The organism is Streptomyces sp. NBC_00448 (genome assembly GCF_036014115.1).
Lineage (GTDB): Bacteria > Actinomycetota > Actinomycetes > Streptomycetales > Streptomycetaceae > Actinacidiphila.
The window spans coordinates 4,461,235-4,479,436 of sequence record NZ_CP107913.1; the positions used below are offsets into that span (position 1 = coordinate 4,461,235).

Here is an 18,202-nt window from a genome sequence, read left to right on the forward strand (position 1 = left end):
CGCCGTGAAGGCTGGGCCGTTGCGACCGGCGGCGATCTGCGGCCGGGGTGGCGGAGAGCGGGGGCAGGACGGGCGATGGACGAGCTGAGGGCCGACGATCCGCGCTGGATCGGTGCGTACCGACTGCTGGGGAGGCTCGGCTCCGGCGGGATGGGGCAGGTCTTCCTGGCCAGGTCGCAGCGCGGCCGGACGGTCGCGGTGAAGGTGGTGCGGGCGCATCTGGCGGAGCAGGAGGAGTTCCGCACCAGATTCCGGCGCGAGGTGCGTGCCGCACGGAAGGTCGGCGGGCGCTGGACGGCGCCGGTGCTCGACGCCGAGACCGAGGCCGACGTCCCGTGGGTGGCCACCGGTTACGTGCCCGGGCCGTCGCTCCAGCAGGTCGTCGCCAAGGAGTACGGGCCGCTGCCGGAGCAGTCGGTCCGCGTCCTGGCGGCGGGGCTGACCCATGCCCTGGCCGACATCCATGGCGCCGGGCTGGTGCACCGCGACCTCAAACCGTCCAACGTGATGATCACGATCGACGGCCCCAGGGTGATCGACTTCGGCATCGCCCGCGCCCTGGAGACGGTCGCGGACGCGTCGCTGACCACCACCGGCGCGATGGTCGGGTCACCGGCGTTCATGTCACCCGAACAGGTGAGGGGCGACCGTGTCACCCCCGCCTGCGACATCTTCTGCCTCGGCTCGGTGCTGGCCTACGCCGCCACCGGACTCCAGCCGTTCGGCGCGGCCTCCAGCGGGGTGCACGCGCAGATGTTCCGCATCGTGCAGGAACCGCCGGACCTGGACGCCGTACCGGAGGGGCTGCGCGCCCTGGTGGCCGCCTGCCTGGCCAAGGAACCGGACGCGCGGCCGTCCCTCGCGGACGTACGGCAGCTGCTCGGCGAGGACGGTACGAAGGACGCCGACCCGGACGGGGAGCCCTGGCTGCCCGGAGCGATCGTCGCGCGGCTGGGGCGGCACGCGGTGCGGCTGCTGGAGTTGGAGGCCGAGGTGGAGGCGCCGCTGGAGGCTCCCGCGGAGTCGGCCGAGACGATGGTGCTGACCCCTGCCAAGGCGCGGCCCGCCGAGAGGCCGGAGGAGCCGCCGGCCGGGCCCACGGCGAGTGACCCGCGGGAACCGGTGGTCGCGCAGCCGGTGCCCGCGCAACCGGTGACCACTCAGCCGATAGTCACGCTGCCGGTGATCGCGCAGCCGGCGGCCACACAGGAAGAGGTGGTCGCGCAGGCAGCGGCGTCGCCTTACGCGCCGCCGTCGATGACCGACGCGCACGGGCCGATGCCCGGTCCCGTAGCGCCGTCTGGAGCCCCCAAGGCGCTGAGCGGGCTGCCCGTGCCGCCTGGGCCGGCTGAACCCGAGCCGGCGCCGCCTCGCCGCAAGCGCTGGCCGCTCGTGGCGGCGGGGGTGGCCCTCGTGCTCGTGGCAGGCGGGGCGACCGCGTACGTCGCGACGCGCGACGGCACCGACGACAAGGCCGGCCCGGGGCCGACCTCTTCGACGAAGGCGCCCTCGACGGCCCCCTCCGGCACGGCGTCGACCGATCAGCCGACACAGAAGCCCGCACCGATAGGCGTCGGCGGGCTGCGCGAGATGGTGGGCACCTGGCGGACCTCGTTCACCAGCGCCGACAACGGCGACAACACGCGGACGCTGACGGTGCACGAGAACGGCGACGTGGAGCTGTCGGGTGACAGCGCGTCGTACTCCTGCTTCTGGGACATGAAGGTGACCACGTCGGGGCCGCCGGTGGAGCTGAGCGCGTCGAAGGTGGTCAGCGGCACGCCCGCGTCCTCCTGCGCCCCGGGCGACGCCAGCGTGCTGAGCCTGGTCGACTCGACCCACCTGCAGCGCAGCGACCTGGACGACGGCAAGGCGCCGCTGACGTACACCAAGGTCGACGGCTGACACGTCGGTCGGGCCTACGGGTAAGCCCCGCTCACCAGGGTGGGCGGGGCTGACCTGTGCGCGGAACGCGAGGCGGCGTGTCCTCAGAGGAAGGAGTTGATCTCGATCGTCTCGTCCCGGCCGGGGCCGACCCCGATCGCCGAGATCGGCGCGCCCGACATCTCCTCCAGCGCCTTCACGTAGTCCCGCGCGTTCTTCGGCAGATCGGCGAGGGACTTGGCGCCGGTGATGTCCTCCGACCAGCCGGGCAGGTACTCGTAGATCGGCTTGGCGTGGTGGAAGTCGCTCTGGCTGTAGGGGAGTTCGTCCACCCGGCGGCCGTCGACCTCGTAGGCCACGCAGACCGGGATACGCTCCCAGCCGGTGAGGATGTCCAGCTTGGTGAGGAAGAAGTCGGTGAGGCCGTTGACCCGGGTCGCGTAACGGGCGATCACCGCGTCGAACCAGCCGCAGCGACGGTCGCGCCCGGTGGTGACGCCGAACTCGCGTCCGATGGTGCGGAGCTTGTCGCCGTCCTCGTCCAGCAGCTCGGTGGGGAACGGTCCGGAGCCCACACGCGTTGTGTACGCCTTGAGGATACCGATCACCCGGGTGATCTTGGTGGGGCCGACACCGCTGCCGGTGCAGGCACCGCCGGACGTCGGGTTCGACGAGGTGACGAAGGGGTAGGTGCCGTGATCGACGTCCAGGAGCGTGCCCTGCCCGCCTTCCATGAGTACGACCTTGCCGGCGTCCAGCGCGTTGTTCAGCACCAGCGTGGTGTCGGCGACGAAGTCCTTGATCTGCGCCGCGTAGCCGAGGTACTCCTCGACGACCTGTTCGGTCGTGATGGCCCGCCGGTTGAAGATCTTGACCAGGATCTGGTTCTTGTCCTGGAGCGCGGCCTCGACCTTCTGCTGAAGGATCGATTCGTCGAAGAGGTCCTGCACCCGGATGCCGACCCGGTTGATCTTGTCCGCGTAGGCCGGCCCGATGCCGCGGCCCGTGGTGCCGATCTTCCGGTTGCCCAGGAAGCGCTCGGTCACCTTGTCGATGGTCTGGTGGTACGGCGTGATCAGATGGGCGTTGCCGCTGATCAGCAGTTTGGACGTGTCGACGCCGCGCTCGTTGAGTCCGCTCAGCTCGGAGAGCAGGACCTTCGGGTCGACGACGACACCGTTGCCGATCACCGGGACACAGCCCGGTGACAGGATTCCGGAGGGGAGCAGATGCAGTGCGTACTTCTGGTCGCCGACGACGACCGTGTGACCGGCGTTGTTACCGCCCTGGTAACGCACCACGTAGTCCACTGAGCCACCGAGCAGGTCGGTGGCCTTCCCCTTGCCCTCGTCACCCCACTGAGCACCGAGCAGCACAAGTGCGGGCACAGGCGTACACCCCTTCCGGGCGGGGCATGTCCAACGTGCAGAGAGCCGTCGAACCTGCCCCGGAATAGACGAAGCCCCTGACGCAAAGGCGCAAGGGGCTCTTGCACCAAGACTTTACCTGAGGAAGGACCAAGGTGTCGGCTCACGTCCCGGCCGGGCATCCCCTGCTCGTGGTCATCGACCCCGCCGCACGCGCCACCGACGGCGAATCCGTCCGGATCGCCAAGGATGTGCTGTGTGCGGGCGCGGCCTCCGTGAAGATGGCGTTCCCCGAGTCCGCCGAGGAGGCCGAGCGGGCGCTCGCCCATCGCGGCCGGCGCCATCTGGTGCTGCTGGGCGACGACGCGGCCCTGCTGCGCACGGTCAACGCGCTGCGGCGCGAGCGCACCCTGCACGACTCCCCGCTGTCGGTGGTGCCGATCGGGCCGCGCTCCACGCTGGTGCGCGCGCTGGGGGTGCCGGTGCAGGTGCCCGCGGCGGCCCGCGCGGTGCTCGACGGCGTGGAGCGCGAGTTGGACCTGCTGGTCGACGAGAGCGGCGGCATCGTGCTCGGCACGCTCAGCCTGCCGTGCGGCACACCGGTCGCGCACACCGCCGCGCACTGGTGGACGCCGGTGGAGAAGACCGCCCGCTCCCTGGTGCGCACGCTCACCTCACCGATCCCGGTCAACGGCAATCCGCCGCCGCGCCGCCAGCGGCTGCGGGTCGAGGCCGACGGAGTGCTGCTCGCCGACCTGGACGAGCCGGTGCACGAGGTGTCGGTGCGGCCCGCGCCCACCGGGCTCGCCGAGATCTTCGTCCGCCGCACCCCGGGCTCCGCGCAGGTGCGCGCCCGGGCACGCACCATCACCGTCTCCGGCCGCGACTTCCGCTACCGGGCCGACTCGGCGATCACCGGTCCGGTGCGGTCGCGTACGTGGACGGTGGAGCCGTCGGCATGGCGGCTGACGGTGCCGCGGTAGGCCGGGCCCGGGGGCGGGCATGAGGCGGGTCGCCAGGGCCGGCCGGGAGTTCGGTCCGCGGCCCTGCCCGGGCTGATCTTGAGGTCAGCTCTCGGCCTTGCGGGTGCGCCAGCGCGCCATCATTCCGTTCAGCTCCTCCTGGAGGAACTCGAAGAACTCGGCGGTCTCGGCGAGCCGCCGACCCGCGTCGGTGTCCTCGCCGACGCTGCTCATCCCCGAACGCAGGGTGCTCTCCCAGCGGATCAGCAGGCTGTCGCGTTGGGTGAACGTCTCGTACCACTGGTCGCTGCGCACCCGGTACCGCTCACGGGCGTGCTGCCGCAGCCGGTGATGGACGTGTCGCCCTTCACCCACCTGCCCGAACTGCCCGTCGAACCGGGCACCAGCGTGGCGGCGTCGCCGTACGCCTGGCTGATATGCGCCGCCGCCGTGGCGCTCACGGCGGGCCTGGCCGGGCTGCGGCGCCGGGACCTGGGCGGGAACTGAAGGCCGGCCCCCGCCCGGGTGGGAGACCGCCGTCACCAGGTGACGAGCAGCTGTTCCGGGCCGCGGATCACGTAGCCGGGGCGCCAGGCGGGCTCCTCGACCAGCCGCATGCCGGGGGCTTCGCGCAGGAAGGTGCCGAAGGACGCGGTGAGTTCGAGCCGGGCCAGCGGCGCGCCCAGGCAGAAGTGGATGCCGGCGCCGAAGGTGACGTGCTTGTTGCCGGCCGCGGGCCGGGTGATGTCGAAGCGGTCGGGATCGGGGAAGCGGGCCGGGTCACGGTTGGCGGAGCCGAAGAGCAGGGCCACCTCGGAGCCGCGCGGGATGGTGGTCCCGCCGATCTCGATGTCGTCCAGCACCCAGCGCTCGAAGAGCTGGAGCGGGGTGTCGTAGCGCAGCATCTCCTCGACGGCGCCGCCCAGCAGTTCGTCCCCGGCCGAGGCGCCTGCGGAAGTGCCGGCGGTGGCGTCGCTCAGCAGGCGCAGCTGGTCGGGGTGCCGGAAGAGCTGGAGCCAGCCGAGCGTGGTGGTGTTGACGGTGGCCTCGTGGCCGGCGTTGAGGAGCAGCACGCAGGTGGAGATCATCTCCTGCTCACTGAGCACGTCTCCGTCGTCGTGTGCGGCGATCAGGGCGCTGATCAGGTCCTCGCCGGGGGCGCGGCGGCGGGTGGCGATCAGGCCGCGCAGGTAGTCGGAGAACTCCTCGCTGGCCCGCACCGCGAGCCGGGCGGTCTCCTCGGACGGGTTCAGCTCGAACATGCCGGTGATGGCCGCCGACCACGGACGCAGCAGGGCGCGGTCGGCGGGCGGCACCCCCAGCATCTCGGCGATGACCGCGACCGGCAGCGGCTCGGCGACGCGGGCCAGCAGGTCGCCGCCGCCGTCCGCGCGCAGGGCGGCTATCAGCTCGGCGGCGAGCCGGTGCACGGTCGGCGCGAGGTCGTCCACCATCCGCGGGGTGAACGCCTTGGCGACGAGGCGGCGGATACGGGTGTGCACGGGCGCTTCGAGGTCCAGCATCCCGTTGCCGTTGAGGGTGGTGAACGGTTCGTGCGCGGGCGGCGGCGCCTGGCGGCCGAACTCCTCGTGGCTGAAGCGGTGCAGGTAGGTGCGGCCGAGCCGGCGGTCCCGCAGCAGGGCGCTGACGTCGTCGTAGTGCGGGACGAGCCACTGGTCGGTGGGGTCGAAGCGGTGCGCGCGACCGGCCGCCCGCAGGGCCGCGTAGGCGGGGTAGGGGTCCTGGACGAAGGAGGGTGACCAGGGCGCGAACAGGGCGGTGGCGGGAGCGGTGGCCTCGGCGGGCGGGGACGTGGCCGGGGACGCGGGAGAGGACGGCGAGGGCGAGGGCTGAAGTGTCATGGCAGTTCGATGAGTCCGTGTTCGCGCAGGTAGTCGAGTTGGGCACGGACCGACAGCTCGGCGGCGGGCCAGAGCGCGCGGTCGACGTCGGCGTAGACGTGGGCGACCACGTCGGCAGGGGTGCGCAGGCCGGACTCGACGGCGGTCTCGACCTGGGCCAGGCGGTGCGCGCGGTGGGCGAGGTAGAACTCGACGGCGCCGCGCGCGTCGTCGAGCACCGGGCCGTGGCCGGGCAGCACCGTGGACACCTCGGCGTCCACGGTGAGGGACTGGAGCCGGCGCAGGGAGTCCAGGTAGTCGCCGAGGCGGCCGTCGGGGTGGGCGACCACGGTGGTGCCGCGCCCCAGCACGGTGTCGCCGGTGAGCACCGCCCGGTCGGCCGGCAGGTGGAAGGAGAGCGAGTCGGCGGTGTGGCCGGGGGTGGCGATCACCCGCAGTTCCAGGCCGCCGGTGGTCACGGTGTCGCCCGCGGCCAGTCCCTCGTCGCCCAGCCGCAGCGCCGGGTCGAGGGCGCGGACCGGGGTGCGGGTCAGCTCCGCGAAGCGGGCGGCGCCTTCCGCGTGGTCCGGGTGGCCGTGGGTGAGCAGGGTCAGCGCGATCCGCCGGCCGTGCTGCTCGGCGGTGGCGATCACCCGGGCCAGGTGCTCCTCGTCCAGCGGACCGGGGTCGATGACGACCGCCAGCGGGGAGTTCGGCTCGGCGACGATCCAGGTGTTGGTGCCGTCGAGCGTCATCGGCGACGGGTTGGGCGCCAGGACGCACAGCGCGCGGGCGGTGGCGGCGCCGCCGACGGTGGGCTGCGGGCGGCCCGGCGGCTGGGCGGCGGTCACGGCTGCTCCCGGCTGAACTCGTCGTGGCCGGGCCAGGTCAGGACGACCCGGCCGTCGTCGTCCAGGGACGCCCGCGCGATCACCGGGGTCAGGTCCCGGTCGGCCGCCGCGGCCAGGGCGTCGGCCGCGCGTCCGTACGGCAGCAGCGAGCGGAGGGTGGCGAGGGTGGGCGGGAGCATCGCCATCTCGCCGCGGGCATGGCCCTCGACCGCCGCGGCCGGGCGCAGCCAGACGGTGTGGTCGGCCTCGCCGGAGACGTCGCGGGTGCGCTGGCCTGATGGCAGGAGGGCCAGGAAGAACCAGGTGTCGTAGCGCCGCCGTTCGAACTCCGGGGTGATCCAGCGCGCCCACGGGGTGAGCAGGTCCGAGCGCAGCACCAGGTCGCGGGCGGCCAGGAAGTCGGCGAAGGCGAGGTCGTGGGCGACCAGGGCGGCGCGGTCGGCCTCCCACCGCGGCCCGGTGGTGTCGGCGACCACGCTCTCGCCGTCGGGCCCGGCCAGCAGCACCCCGGCCTCCTCGAAGGTCTCGCGGACCGCCGCGCAGACCACCGCCTGCGCCTGGCCCGCGGGCACGCCGAGCGTGCGCGCCCACCACTCCAGCGGCGGTCCGGCCCACCGCACCGGCCGCTCGTCCCGCGGGTCGACCCCGCCGCCGGGGTACGCGTACGCACCCGCGGCGAAGGCCATGGACGCGCGGCGGCGCAGCATGTGGACGGCGGGGCCGCCGCTCTCCCCCGCGGACGCGCCGCCCGCCTCGCCGGCACGGGTGCCGCCCGCCTCGGGGTCGCGCAGCAGCAGCACGGTCGCGGCGGGTCGCGCGTCGACCGGGACCAGTTCGCCGCGGGCCAGGGCGCGGACGCGCTCGGCCCAGTCGGCAGTGGAGGAGGCACCGTTCATGCTGCTCATGGCCGGAGCCTACGTGCCCGCGGCGATTTGTTCGAGGGTCACCCGAACGGCTGTGGACAACCCCGCGCCACGGCCCCGGCGACGGCCCTGGTTACGGCCCTGGCCACGGCTCCACCGCGACCACCGCGGTGACCGGCAGCGGGCCGTAGATGTGCGGGAACTCCTCACCGCCCGGGACCGGTGGCTCGTAGCGGACCGGCACGTCGAGCCGGTCCACCGCGATCACCAGGACGACCAGGTCGGTACGGGCCGGCTTGGCGCCGTAGAGCAGCGCGGCGACCGCCGGGAGCTGGTGGCGCAGCGAGCAGTGGATGAAGCCGACGTCGCCGAGGGTGCGGTCGCGGGTGGACAGTTCGTAGCTGCCCACCGCGCGAGCCTCGTCCCACAGCGCGCGCTCGGTGAGGTGCAGGATCAGGTCGGACCGCGCCGGTGCGGCGCCGCCACCCCTGCCCGTGCCTGTGCCCGAGTCCGCGCTGTCATCCGCAGCGCCGGCACCTTCGTGCGTACCCTCGCCCACCGAGCCGCCCTCCCGTCGCGTCCTCAACCGTCGCCGTACGAGCATCGCCGTACCAGCGCCGCCCGGCCACCCGTCCGGCCACCGCGCACGCGGCGGCCGGGCCGGGCTCAGTCGGCCAGTTCGACCTGGATCTCGATCTCGACCGGCGCGTCCAGCGGCAGCACCGCGACGCCGACCGCGCTGCGCGCGTGCACGCCCTTGTCGCCCAGCACCGCGCCGAGCAGTTCACTGGCGCCGTTGACCACCGCGGGCTGACCGGTGAAGTCCGGCGCGGAGGCGACGAAGCCGACCACCTTGACCACGCGGGCGATCCGGTCCAGGTCGCCGGCGACCGAGCGGACCGCCGCGAGGGCGTTCAGCGCGCAGGTCGCGGCGAGTTCCTTGGCGCGCTCCGGGGACACCTCGGCGCCGACCTTTCCGGTCGCCGGCAGCTTCCCCTCGATCATCGGCAGCTGCCCCGAGGTGAACACGTACGCGCCCGAGCGGACCGCCGGCTGGTACGCGGCCAGCGGCGGCACCACGTCCGGCAGGGTCAGCCCCAGTTCGGCGAGCCGCGACGCGACGGCCCCGCTCACTCCTTCTCCCGCTTCATGTAAGCGACCAGCTGCTCGGTGTTCGGGCCCGGGACGACCTGGACCAGCTCCCAGCCGTCCTCGCCCCAGTTGTCCAGGATCTGCTTCGTCGCGTGCACCAGCAGCGGTACGGTCGCGTACTCCCACTTCTTCGCCATACCGCGACTTTAGTGCCTGGGGCGGCCCGCTTCGTGCGGCGGCTCCGGAGGGCGAACCGGCGGCCGGAGGGGTGACGGGGCCGCCGAATGGTTAGGCTCGCAAGGGTGAGCCCTCAACAGTCATCAGCCGTCAGGCTCCACGTCGTGACGGGCAAGGGCGGCACGGGCAAGACCACGGTCGCCGCCGCACTGGCGCTCGCCCTCGCGGCCGAGGGCCGCCGGGTGCTGCTGTGCGAGGTCGAGGAGCGGCAGGGCGTCGCCCAGCTCTTCGAGACCGAGGCACTGCCGTACGAGGAACGCAGGATCGCTTCCGCGTCGGGCGGCGGCGAGGTGCACGCCCTGGCGATCGACGCCGAGCTGGCGATGCTCGACTACCTCGACATGTTCTACAAGCTCGGCCGGGCCGGCCGGGCGCTGAGGAAGCTCGGCGCGATCGACTTCGCCACCACCGTCGCCCCCGGCCTGCGCGACGTCCTGCTCACCGGGAAGGTGTGCGAGGCCGTGCGCCGCAAGGACAAGGCGGGCTGGCCGGTGTACGACTCGGTGGTGCTCGACGCCCCGCCGACCGGCCGCATCACCCGCTTCCTCAACGTCAACGACGAGGTCGCGGGCCTGGCCAGGGTCGGCCCGATACACAACCAGGCGCAGGCCGTGATGAGGGTGCTGAAGTCCCCGCAGACCGCGATCCACCTGGTGACGCTCCTGGAGGAGATGCCGGTCCAGGAGACGATGGACGGCGTGGCGGAACTGCGCTCGGCCGGGCTGCCGGTGGGCGCGGTGATCGTCAACATGGTGCGGCCGGTGATGCTGGCGGACGCCGAGCTGGCGGAGGTGGCCGGCACCGAGAGCGGGGCGAGCGGCAACGGCGGCGGTGCGGCCGGCAACGGCAAGCGCAGGACTGCCGTCGCCAAGGCGCTGTCCCAGGCCGGGCTCGGCGGCGCGCGCCGCGGCGGCGTCGCGGAACGCCTCGTCGAGCCGCTCCTGGCCCAGGCCCACGAGCACGCCCAGCGCGTGGTGCTGGAGCGGGAGCAGCGCGCGGAGATCGCCGGACTCGGCCTGCCGGTAAGGGAGTTGGAGCTGCTCGGCGACGGAGTGGACCTCGGCGGGCTCTACCGGCTCGCCGAGAGCCTGCGCCACCAGGCGGTGGCGCCCGCCCGCGAGGACGCCCACGCACCCGTCGCGCCGGACGACGACGAAGCCCCGGACGATGCCGAAGACGCCGAGGGTGCCGAAGACGCCCGCGCCGCGAACGTGGACGTGGACGATGACTGACGACGCCCGCCTGAAGAGCCGACGCCGGCCCCGCGTACAACGAGCCCGAGTTCTGAGGTCGCACGGATGAGCCTGGAAAGCCCCCCGCTGGAGATCGATCCGCTGCTCGACGACCCCAAGGCCCGCATCATCGTCTGCTGCGGCTCCGGCGGTGTCGGCAAGACCACCACCGCCGCCGCGCTGGGCGTGCGCGCCGCCGAGCGCGGGCGCACTGCGGTGGTGCTCACCATCGACCCCGCGCGCCGTCTGGCGCAGTCGATGGGCCTGACCGAACTCGACAACACCCCGCGCGAGGTGGCTGGAATCGATCGGTCGGCCGGCGGCTCGCTGCACGCGATGATGCTGGACATGAAACGGACGTTCGACGAGGTCGTGGTGCAGCACTCCGACCCCGAGCGGGCCCGGGCGATCCTGGAGAACCCCTTTTACCAGTCGCTGTCGGCCGGTTTCGCCGGCACCCAGGAGTACATGGCGATGGAGAAGCTGGGCCAGCTACGGGCCCAGGACGCCTGGGACCTGATCATCGTCGACACCCCGCCGAGCCGCAGCGCGCTGGACTTCCTCGACGCCCCCAAGCGGCTCGGCTCGTTCCTCGACGGCCGCTTCATCAAGCTGCTGATGGCGCCGGCGAAGGTCGGCGGCCGGGCCGGGGTGAAGTTCCTCAACATGGGCATGTCGATGATGACCGGCACCCTGAGCAAGGTGATGGGCGCCGGGCTGCTGCGCGACGTGCAGACGTTCGTCGCCGCCATGGACACCATGTTCGGCGGGTTCCGCACCCGCGCCGACGCCACCTACCGGCTGCTCCAGGCGCCCGGCACCGCGTTCCTGGTGGTCGCCGCCCCCGAGCGGGACGCGCTGCGCGAGGCGGCCTACTTCGTGGAGCGGCTGGCCGCCGAGGACATGCCGCTGGCCGGGCTGGTGCTCAACCGCGTGCACGGCAGCGGTGCCGATCAGCTCACCGCGGAACGGGCGTTGGCCGCCGCCGAGGCGCTGGAGGACGCGGTCGCGGAAAATCTCGCCGACGACGGCATTGTCGATCTCCCCACCGGGAAAGCTGACTACGAAGGTTCCGGCAGCGCCGCGGAAGGCGCCGGGAAGGGCGCCGCGGACAGCGCCCGGGACCGCGTCGAGGCAGACCCCCAGGACCGTACGGAACTCCTCGCCGCGGGGCTGCTGCGCCTGCACGCCGAGCGGATGCAGGTGGTCGCCCGCGAGCGGCGCACGCGTGACCGCTTCGTGTCGGTGCACCCCGAAGTCCCTGTGGTCGAAGTCACGGCGCTGCCCGGCGACGTGCACGACCTGGAAGGGCTGCGGGCGATCGGCCTGCGTCTCGGCGGCGATGAGCCGGCCGCGGCGTAGTCCGTCCTCGTCCGTCCTCGCCCGCCGTCTCAGGGACGGTCGGCGTCGCAAGGACGATCAGCGGCTCAGGGACGGTCGGCGTCGCAAGGACGGTCGGCCTCTCAGGGGCGATCAGCCCGCCGCGGCGTAGTCCTCGTCCGCCTCGTCGCCGATCGGCAGCAGTCCGCTGCTGCGCTCGTACTCGGTACGGGCGGTCTCCAGCAGCCGGCGCCAGGACGTCACGGTCGGACGGCGGCGCAGCAGAGCGCGGCGTTCACGCTCGGTCATCCCCCCCCACACACCGAACTCGACCCGGTTGTCGAGGGCGTCCGCCAGGCACTCGGTGCGCACCGGGCATCCCGTGCACACCGCCTTCGCCCGGTTCTGGGCCGCACCCTGGACGAACAGTTCGTCCGGATCAGTCGTCTTGCACGCGGCCTGCGTGCTCCAGTCGGTTACCCAGCTGCTCATGCTGGCGCCGTCCTCTCCCGAATCGAGGCTCCCCCACGGCGGCAAACGGCATATTCACCGTTGCCAGTTGAGGACGTTACGGAAGGTAGGCGCGGCGCAACAGCCCTTTCAGGCCCAATCTTGCATGGCCCGAATGGACTATGCGTGCGCGGCAGATCACCCAACGGAGTGAGCCGCGACGAAATCGGATATATCCGGAGAAACCATGCCCTCCGCCCGCCTGGAGGCGCCAAGACCCCAGGCATATACCGAAATTCGGGCAGTTCTCATCACTCACAAGAGTGACAAAGGAAGGCAAGAGGTCGCGATCCCTTCGCGCCCCGCCTGCTCCAGGGTAGGCGACCACCCCACCGCGCGTCCGGGAAATCGCAACGCCCGTACCCCGTAGGCCGCGTGAGGGGTCCCGCGTCGCGTCCGTGTCGCCTCGCGCCGGCGTACGCCCCTGCATCCGGGTCCGCCGCCGGCGGTCGCGGCCGCCGCGTCCCCTCACCACCCGTCCACGCCGTGACCCGTTTCCGTCACGAACGTCACGGCCTCGTATTGTCACGGTCTCGTACGCGTCCGCCCAGAAAAGCCACCAAGCCTCGGGAACTCCCAGGATGACGGTTTAGGCTGCTCTGCATGGCTCACAAGCGTTCCGGTGGGGGATTGTCGACGACCCAGCAGGTCGCCAAGTTCCTCGGTGTCAGCGTGCTGGCCGGCGTGGTGCTCGCGGGAATCGCGCTGCCCGCCGCCGGCGCTCTCGGGCTGTCCGCGAAGGGCACCGTCAAGGGCTTCGACGACCTGCCAGGAGAGCTGAAGCAGCCGCCCCTGAGTCAGGCGTCCAAGATCCTCGACGCCAACGGCGGCCTCATCGCCACCGTCTACTCGCGTGACCGCACCGTCGTGCCGATCACCCAGATGAGCCCCAACATCCTCAACGCGCTGGTCGACATCGAGGACTCGCGGTTCTACGAGCACGGTGCGATCGACCTCAAGGGCATCCTGCGCGCCCTGAGCCACAACGCCTCGGACAGCGGCACCCAGGGCGCCTCCACGCTCACCCAGCAGTACGTGAAGAACGTCTTCGTGGAGGAGGCCGGCGACGACCCGAGCAAGGTCGCCGAGGCCACCCAGCAGACCGTGGGCCGCAAGATCAAGGAAATGAAGTACGCGATCCAGGTCGAGAAGGAACTCGGCAAAAAGAAGATCCTGGAGAACTACCTCAACATCACCTTCTTCGGCGAGCAGGCGTACGGCATCGAGGCCGCCTCCGAGCGGTACTTCAGCACCCACGCCAAGGACCTCACCCTCCCGCAGGCCGCGATGCTCGCCGGGCTGGTCCAGTCCCCGACCGGGTACGACCCGATCAGCGCGCCGAACGCCGCGACCCAGCGGCGCAACACCGTGCTGGCGCGGATGGCCCAGCTCAAGGACATCACCCCGGCCCAGGCCGCCGCCGCGCAGAAGGCCCCGCTCGGCCTCAAGGTCAGCACCCCGAAGAACGGCTGCATCACCGCCGTCAACGGCGCCGGCTTCTTCTGCGACTACGTCCGCGAGACCTTCCTGCAGAACGCCGCCTTCGGCAAGACGAAGGAGGACCGCGCCAAGGTCTGGAACACCGGCGGTCTGACCATCACCACCACGCTCGACCCGAAGGCGCAGAAGTCGCTGCTCGACGGGATCAGCAACCACGTCTACAAGAGCGACACGATCGCCGCGGCGATGACCATGGTGCAGCCCGGCACCGGCAAGGTCGTCGCGATGGGCCAGAGCAAGCCGTACGGCCTCGGCAAGAACGAGACGCAGATCAACTACTCGGTGAACCAGGACATGGACGGCGGGCTGGGCTTCCAGAACGGTTCGACGTTCAAGCCGATCACCGCCGCGGCCGCCCTGGAAGCCGGCTACAAGCCCTCGCAGACCTACCCGGCGCCGAACAAGATGCAGTACCCGGACGTGACCAACTGCAACGGCGCGGTCCTGCACAGCGACAAGACCACGCAGAACGAGATGCCGTCGGAACGCGGCCCGTACTCGATGCCGGACGCGCTGAAGCAGTCCATCAACACCTACTTCGTGGCGCTCGAAGCCGACGTCGGCCTCTGCCCGATCGTGAAGATGGCCGACAAGCTCGGTGTGGGCCGGGCCGACGGCAAGCCGCTGGTGCAGGGCGCCTCGCTCACCCTGGGCACCAATGAGGTGTCGCCGCTGACCGTGGCCGCCGCGTACGCCGCCTTCGCCAACCGCGGCGTCTACTGCACGCCGATCGTGATCAACTCGGTGACCAACGCCCAGGGCAAGCACCTGACGGTGCCCAAGTCACTCTGCTCGCAGGCGATGTCGCAGCAGACCGCGGACACCCTGAACACCATGCTCAAGGGCGTCGTCGACGACGGTACGGGTACTGCGGCCAACCTCCCCGGCCGGGAGACGGCCGGTAAGACCGGTACCACCGACAACCGCTACGCCGCCTGGTTCGCCGGTTACACGCCGAACCTCGCGTCCGCCGTGTGGATGGGCGACCCGGCGCACAAGCGGCAGATGATCGACATCACCATCGGCCCGCGCAGCTACGACAAGGTGCAGGGCGCCGACGGACCCGCGCCGATCTGGAAGGACGCGATGAGCGGCGCCCTGGAGGGCACGCCCGCGGAGAACTTCACCACCGTCCCGCTCAACGTGCCGAGCCCGGGCGACTCCCAGCAGCCGCCCAACGGCGACAACACCGGGGACAACGGCGGCGACAACGGCAAGGCCCACGGCGGGCACGGTGGCCATGGCGGCTTCACGGTGATGGGCGCGACCACCGGCGCGATCACCAGCGGCGGCACCGGTACGAGCACGGTCGGCGGGACGACGGGCGGGGTCGACGGGGCCACCACCGGCGGGGTGACGACCGGGGGCGCGACCACCGGGGGGGCGGATCAGGGCACCACGGACGGGACGACCGGCGGCGGGGCAGGGGGGCTCTTCCCCTCGGGCGGGCAGACCGGCGGGCAACTGGGCGGGACACCATAGCGGCGGTCGAGCGCCGCACCCGGTGAACGGGCATGACGTAAGAGGCGTGACGTAAGGGGCACCCACTCTGGTGGGTGCCCCTTACGTCACGCCTCTTACGTCATCCGCTCCGCGGTTCCGCGGTGCCACTGCTTTACGCGGGCGCGGGCGCGGGCGGCGGGTGCGGCCGCGGTGGTTCGGGTGCCGGCGGTGGGGTGGCGGCGTTGGGCTCAGCCCGCCGCGAGCTGGCGCTTGACCTCGGCGGCGACCCGGCCGCCCTCCGCGAGCCCGGCCACCTTGGGGCTCACGACCTTCATCACGGCGCCCATCGCCTTGGGCCCGGACGCGCCGGACTCCTCGATCGCCGACCGCACGATCCCCGCCAGCTCCTCGTCGCCCAGCTGCTTGGGCAGGTACTCGGCCAGCACCTCGCCCTCCTCCCGCTCCCGCTGCGCGGACTGCTCCCGGCCACCCTGCGCGAACGCCTCCGCGGCCTCCCGGCGCTTCTTCGCCTCCCGGGCGATCACCTTCAGCACCTCGTCGTCGGAGAGCTGCCGGGCCGTGTCACCCGCCACCTCCTCCTTGGTGATGGCGCTGAGGGTCAGCCGGATCGTGGCAGAGCGCAGTTCGTCGCGGCTCTTCATCGCGGCGGTCAGGTCGTCGTGCAGTCGCTGCTTGAGGGTCGTGGTCATAGGGCGATTTTCGCATCACGGCGCGGCGGGTGCGCCGTATTAACGTCGCAGGGGCCGCTCCCGCGGAAGTTCCCGTAGGCGGGTAAGGCTCGCCGCGGTCGGCGCGCGGCCGTACCGCGGTCGGCGTAAGGCCATCCCTTAGTCGTCGTACCGTCGTACCGCAGCCGTACCAGCGCACACCTGAGGTGCCGACTCTGACACGATGGACGCATGCGCGCGCGATACGGAATCCCCCTCGGTGTGACGGCGGCAGGCGCGGCCTGCGTGGCCTACGCGGCAGGTTTCGAGGCGCGGTCCTTCCGCCTGCGCCGGGTGGAGGTGCCGGTGCTGCCCGAGGGCATGCGGCCGATCCGCATCCTCCAGCTCTCCGACATCCACATGGTCTCCGGCCAGACCAAGAAGCGCCGCTGGCTGCAGTCCCTGGCCGGGCTGCGCCCCGACCTCGTGGTGAACACCGGCGACAACCTCTCCGACCCCACCGCCGTCCCCGAAGTGCTCGACGCCCTCGGCCCGCTGCTCCGGTTCCCCGGCGCGTACGTCTTCGGCTCGAACGACTACTACGGCCCCAAGTTCCGCAACCCCGGCCGCTATCTGGTCGAGAAGGCCCGCGGCCAGCACGGGCTGAACGGCAAGAGCGGCACCGCCCACGGCGCGATCCGCAACCCGTGGGGCGACCTGCGCGACGCCTTCGACGCGGCCGGCTGGGTCGGTCTGAGCAACACCCGCGGCCGGCTCAAGCTCGACCACGGCCCCGTGCTCGGCCTCACCGGCCTGGACGACCCGCACATCAAGCGGGACCGCTACGCGGCCGTGGCCGGTGGCCCCGACCCCGACGTCGACTTCAACCTCGCCCTCGTCCACGCCCCCTACCTCCGGGTCCTGGACGCCTTCACGGCCGACCGCTACCCCCTGATCCTGGCCGGCCACACCCACGGCGGTCAGATCTGCATCCCCTTCTACGGCGCCCTGGTCACCAACTGCGACCTCGACGCCGACCGCGTGAAGGGCCTCTCCACCCACACCGCCACCGGTTCCACCTCCTACCTCCACGTCTCCGCGGGCTGCGGCGCCAACCGCTTCACCCCGGTCCGCTTCGCCTGCCCCCCCGAGGCCACCCTCCTCACCCTCACCTGACCTTCCCCCGGGCCCCCTCCCTGGCCTCTCCCCCGGCTCCCCCGAAACCGGATTTCGCCTCCGGCTCCGGGTCCGCTAAAGTAATCCTCGTTGCACCGGGGTGTGGCGCAGCTTGGTAGCGCGCTTCGTTCGGGACGAAGAGGCCGTGGGTTCAAATCCCGCCACCCCGACTCCAAAGCAGCAGGTCAGGGCCCTGATTCTTCCGAGGATCAGGGCCCTGAGTCGTTCCCGGAGGCGTCTTGGGAGCCATCTGGGAGCCAACCTCAACATCTGGCTCCCCAGGCGGGAACTGCCCGGCTCGGCGGAACGCCTGAGACGGCCCTCACGACGGCGCTACGGTCGCCTCCACGGATTGCCGACCCCGGGGGATGCCACATGCAGGAAAGATCAGCGGAACAGGGCTTGGGTGCCGTGACGACGTCCGGACCTCTCATCGCCGGCGAAGTCTCGCTGCCGGAGGTCATGGCCCGGCTCCAGCAGGACCGCCCGGTCTTCCACTCGGAAGCGGACCTCCAGCACAGCTTCGCGCGCGTGCTGTGGGAGCTGGCCCCCAAGATCCAGTCCAGGCTGGAAGTCCGCCAGAACGCCCCGGACGCCACCGGCGCCGAGTACCTAGACCTGCTCTGCATCGGAACGTCGGCCCGCACGGCCATCGAGTTCAAGTACTTCACGACGCAGTGGACCGGAACGGCCGGGCACCCCCCGGAGGAGTACGCGCTGAAGTCCCACGCCGCCACCGACCTGGCCCGCCTGGGCTTCGTCACCGACATCGCCCGGCTCGAGCGCTTCGGCACCCACCCCGACCAGAACGGCCTGGCCCTCCTCATCACCAACGAATACGGCCTGTGGACCCCGCCGAAGCGGGACAGCACCCGGGACCGCGACTTCCGTATCCACCAGGGCCGCACCCTCACGGGCCAACTCCTTTGGGGCGGCGGCGACTACACAGACAACACCCGAACCCTCCGCGGCACCTACCCCCTCAACTGGCAGCCGTACTCCGTACAAGGCGGCCCCAGCGGAGAGTTCCGCTACCTCCCCGTCTTCACCGATCCGCAGCCCAGCCAGAGCTGACGGTGCGCTTTGGCATCATGCACGTATGGACTTCGAGCTTCCGCATACCCGGCCGAGCCCCTCAGCCAGGCGTACCCGGAACTCTGACGCCGCTACCTGATGGTCGTCTTCGACGGCCTGCGCCCCGAGGGCGCCCACCCCCTCCCGCACCCACCGCCACCGTTACAGCCTTATTAGGCCAA

At 71.9% G+C, this 18,202-nt stretch carries 18 protein-coding genes and 1 tRNA gene; 9 read left to right on the forward strand and 10 right to left on the reverse strand.

All coding sequences use genetic code 11. The features are described from left to right. Window positions 1-75: 75 nt before the first annotated feature. Window positions 76-1,905 carry a serine/threonine-protein kinase gene (locus tag OG370_RS18850; protein WP_328465786.1) on the forward strand — a complete coding sequence of 610 codons (1,830 nt, stop codon included), beginning with the start codon at window positions 76-78 and terminating at the stop codon, window positions 1,903-1,905. Window positions 1,906-1,988: 83 nt separating this feature from the next. Here the strand turns inward: OG370_RS18850 and OG370_RS18855 are convergent, their stop codons facing one another. Continuing rightward, window positions 1,989-3,272, reverse strand: coding sequence for an adenylosuccinate synthase (locus OG370_RS18855; protein WP_328465788.1), 1,284 nt, complete (start codon window positions 3,270-3,272; stop codon window positions 1,989-1,991). A gap of 134 nt (window positions 3,273-3,406) precedes the next feature. On the opposite strand from OG370_RS18855, the gene OG370_RS18860 reads away from it, so the two are divergent. Beyond that, complete coding sequence (locus OG370_RS18860) at window positions 3,407-4,234, forward strand: diacylglycerol kinase family protein (RefSeq protein ID WP_328465790.1); 828 nt, start codon at window positions 3,407-3,409, stop codon at window positions 4,232-4,234. Window positions 4,235-4,318: 84 nt separating this feature from the next. Here OG370_RS18860 and OG370_RS18865 read toward each other — a convergent pair whose 3' ends face one another. Next, window positions 4,319-4,528 (reverse strand): hypothetical protein, encoded by a 210-nt coding sequence (locus tag OG370_RS18865; RefSeq protein ID WP_443060701.1) that lies wholly within the window; start codon window positions 4,526-4,528, stop codon window positions 4,319-4,321. Window positions 4,529-4,546: 18 nt separating this feature from the next. On the opposite strand from OG370_RS18865, the gene OG370_RS18870 reads away from it, so the two are divergent. Then, window positions 4,547-4,720 carry a hypothetical protein gene (locus OG370_RS18870; RefSeq protein ID WP_328474900.1) on the forward strand — a complete coding sequence of 58 codons (174 nt, stop codon included), beginning with the start codon at window positions 4,547-4,549 and terminating at the stop codon, window positions 4,718-4,720. A 32-nt stretch (window positions 4,721-4,752) separates the two neighbouring features. On the opposite strand, the gene OG370_RS18875 is transcribed toward OG370_RS18870, so the two are convergent. From OG370_RS18875 to OG370_RS18900, 6 genes are all read right to left on the reverse strand, one after another. Further along, window positions 4,753-6,075, reverse strand: coding sequence for a cytochrome P450 (locus OG370_RS18875; protein ID WP_328465792.1), 1,323 nt, complete (start codon window positions 6,073-6,075; stop codon window positions 4,753-4,755). Continuing rightward, window positions 6,072-6,905 (reverse strand): MBL fold metallo-hydrolase, encoded by an 834-nt coding sequence (locus OG370_RS18880; protein ID WP_328465794.1) that lies wholly within the window; start codon window positions 6,903-6,905, stop codon window positions 6,072-6,074. The genes OG370_RS18875 and OG370_RS18880 overlap by 4 nt, the downstream gene beginning before the upstream one ends. Further along, window positions 6,902-7,810 (reverse strand): NUDIX hydrolase, encoded by a 909-nt coding sequence (locus OG370_RS18885; RefSeq protein WP_328465796.1) that lies wholly within the window; start codon window positions 7,808-7,810, stop codon window positions 6,902-6,904. The genes OG370_RS18880 and OG370_RS18885 overlap by 4 nt, the downstream gene beginning before the upstream one ends. A 91-nt stretch (window positions 7,811-7,901) precedes the next feature. Then, on the reverse strand, window positions 7,902-8,327 hold the full coding sequence (locus tag OG370_RS18890; protein WP_328465798.1) for a DUF952 domain-containing protein: 426 nt from the start codon (window positions 8,325-8,327) through the stop codon (window positions 7,902-7,904). A gap of 107 nt (window positions 8,328-8,434) precedes the next feature. Next, on the reverse strand, window positions 8,435-8,902 hold the full coding sequence (locus tag OG370_RS18895; protein WP_328465800.1) for a RidA family protein: 468 nt from the start codon (window positions 8,900-8,902) through the stop codon (window positions 8,435-8,437). After that, window positions 8,899-9,057, reverse strand: a complete 159-nt coding sequence (locus OG370_RS18900; RefSeq protein ID WP_107503983.1) for a DUF4177 domain-containing protein — start codon at window positions 9,055-9,057, stop codon at window positions 8,899-8,901. The genes OG370_RS18895 and OG370_RS18900 overlap by 4 nt, the downstream gene beginning before the upstream one ends. An 87-nt stretch (window positions 9,058-9,144) precedes the next feature. Between OG370_RS18900 and OG370_RS18905 the strand changes: the two genes are divergently transcribed. Together OG370_RS18905 and OG370_RS18910 are read left to right on the forward strand one after the other, a co-directional pair. Further along, entirely contained in the window at window positions 9,145-10,329 is a 1,185-nt protein-coding gene (locus OG370_RS18905) for an ArsA-related P-loop ATPase (RefSeq protein WP_328465803.1), read from the forward strand. 66 nt (window positions 10,330-10,395) lie between these two features. Further along, on the forward strand, window positions 10,396-11,691 hold the full coding sequence (locus tag OG370_RS18910) for an ArsA family ATPase (protein ID WP_328465805.1): 1,296 nt from the start codon (window positions 10,396-10,398) through the stop codon (window positions 11,689-11,691). Between the two features lie 111 nt (window positions 11,692-11,802). Here the strand turns inward: OG370_RS18910 and OG370_RS18915 are convergent, their stop codons facing one another. Then, the gene (locus OG370_RS18915; protein WP_328465807.1) at window positions 11,803-12,141 is read right to left on the reverse strand and encodes a WhiB family transcriptional regulator; all 339 of its coding nucleotides are present in this window, start codon (window positions 12,139-12,141) and stop codon (window positions 11,803-11,805) included. Window positions 12,142-12,762: 621 nt separating this feature from the next. On the opposite strand from OG370_RS18915, the gene OG370_RS18920 reads away from it, so the two are divergent. Then, window positions 12,763-15,141 carry a transglycosylase domain-containing protein gene (locus tag OG370_RS18920; RefSeq protein ID WP_328465809.1) on the forward strand — a complete coding sequence of 793 codons (2,379 nt, stop codon included), beginning with the start codon at window positions 12,763-12,765 and terminating at the stop codon, window positions 15,139-15,141. Between the two features lie 209 nt (window positions 15,142-15,350). Here the strand turns inward: OG370_RS18920 and OG370_RS18925 are convergent, their stop codons facing one another. Further along, window positions 15,351-15,812 carry a GatB/YqeY domain-containing protein gene (locus OG370_RS18925; protein ID WP_328465811.1) on the reverse strand — a complete coding sequence of 154 codons (462 nt, stop codon included), beginning with the start codon at window positions 15,810-15,812 and terminating at the stop codon, window positions 15,351-15,353. 210 nt (window positions 15,813-16,022) lie between these two features. Between OG370_RS18925 and OG370_RS18930 the strand changes: the two genes are divergently transcribed. The 3 genes from OG370_RS18930 to OG370_RS18940 all read left to right on the forward strand — a co-directional run bounded on the left by OG370_RS18930 (window position 16,023) and on the right by OG370_RS18940 (window position 18,020). Beyond that, on the forward strand, window positions 16,023-16,946 hold the full coding sequence (locus OG370_RS18930) for a metallophosphoesterase (RefSeq protein WP_328465813.1): 924 nt from the start codon (window positions 16,023-16,025) through the stop codon (window positions 16,944-16,946). Window positions 16,947-17,042: 96 nt separating this feature from the next. Further along, window positions 17,043-17,116, forward strand: a tRNA-Pro gene (locus OG370_RS18935). A gap of 205 nt (window positions 17,117-17,321) precedes the next feature. Then, window positions 17,322-18,020 carry a hypothetical protein gene (locus tag OG370_RS18940; protein ID WP_328465815.1) on the forward strand — a complete coding sequence of 233 codons (699 nt, stop codon included), beginning with the start codon at window positions 17,322-17,324 and terminating at the stop codon, window positions 18,018-18,020. The last annotated feature ends 182 nt before the right edge of the window (window positions 18,021-18,202 follow it).

Coding starts and splice junctions, on each gene's coding strand:
- OG370_RS18850 (WP_328465786.1), top strand. CDS start 76: ATGGACGAGCTGAGGGCCGACGATCCGCGCTGGATCGGTGCGTACCGA.
- OG370_RS18875 (WP_328465792.1), bottom strand. CDS start 6,075: ATGACACTTCAGCCCTCGCCCTCGCCGTCCTCTCCCGCGTCCCCGGCC.
- OG370_RS18885 (WP_328465796.1), bottom strand. CDS start 7,810: ATGAGCAGCATGAACGGTGCCTCCTCCACTGCCGACTGGGCCGAGCGC.
- OG370_RS18900 (WP_107503983.1), bottom strand. CDS start 9,057: ATGGCGAAGAAGTGGGAGTACGCGACCGTACCGCTGCTGGTGCACGCG.
- OG370_RS18905 (WP_328465803.1), top strand. CDS start 9,145: ATGGTTAGGCTCGCAAGGGTGAGCCCTCAACAGTCATCAGCCGTCAGG.
- OG370_RS18910 (WP_328465805.1), top strand. CDS start 10,396: ATGAGCCTGGAAAGCCCCCCGCTGGAGATCGATCCGCTGCTCGACGAC.
- OG370_RS18915 (WP_328465807.1), bottom strand. CDS start 12,141: ATGAGCAGCTGGGTAACCGACTGGAGCACGCAGGCCGCGTGCAAGACG.
- OG370_RS18920 (WP_328465809.1), top strand. CDS start 12,763: ATGGCTCACAAGCGTTCCGGTGGGGGATTGTCGACGACCCAGCAGGTC.
- OG370_RS18925 (WP_328465811.1), bottom strand. CDS start 15,812: ATGACCACGACCCTCAAGCAGCGACTGCACGACGACCTGACCGCCGCG.
- OG370_RS18930 (WP_328465813.1), top strand. CDS start 16,023: ATGCGCGCGCGATACGGAATCCCCCTCGGTGTGACGGCGGCAGGCGCG.
- OG370_RS18940 (WP_328465815.1), top strand. CDS start 17,322: ATGCAGGAAAGATCAGCGGAACAGGGCTTGGGTGCCGTGACGACGTCC.